Annotated in this window: 1 protein-coding gene; it reads left to right on the top strand. The window is 62.1% G+C overall.

The features are described 5' to 3' along the window. On the top strand, positions 1–306 hold a 306-nt coding region (locus EN804_RS35090; RefSeq protein WP_246693540.1), incomplete at its 5' end, for a selenium-binding family protein. Between the last annotated feature and the right edge of the window lie 71 nt (positions 307–377).

Raw genomic sequence — 377 nt, 5'->3', positions numbered from 1 at the left:
GGCGGCATCACGCGCAAGACCAAGCATCCCAGCGGCGGCGATTATAGGGGCGGACCGCAGATGGTCGAGATCAGCCGCGACGGCAAACGCGTCTACTGGACCAACTCGCTCTATTCGACCTGGGACGACCAGTTCTATACCGGGGGCATCCCGGCAGCTATGGTCAAGGCTGAAGTCGGCGAGAACGGTGGGATCACCCTGGACAAGGACTTCTACGTCGAATTCCCCGAGGGGTATCGCTCGCACCAGATTCGCCTGGAAGGCGGCGACTGCTCGACGGATTCATTCTGCTATCCGTCGGTGTGATCTACTTGCCGGGCGGATGAGGCGATGAGCGAGTTGACGACGGCCGGCCTCTGGCTGGCTGTCATCGCCAG

This window comes from Mesorhizobium sp. M8A.F.Ca.ET.161.01.1.1 (genome assembly GCF_004792105.1).
In the GTDB taxonomy this organism is placed as follows: domain Bacteria; phylum Pseudomonadota; class Alphaproteobacteria; order Rhizobiales; family Rhizobiaceae; genus Mesorhizobium.
Note: the sequence above shows the minus strand (reverse complement) of the source record. Positions and strands in the feature narration are given on the sequence as shown.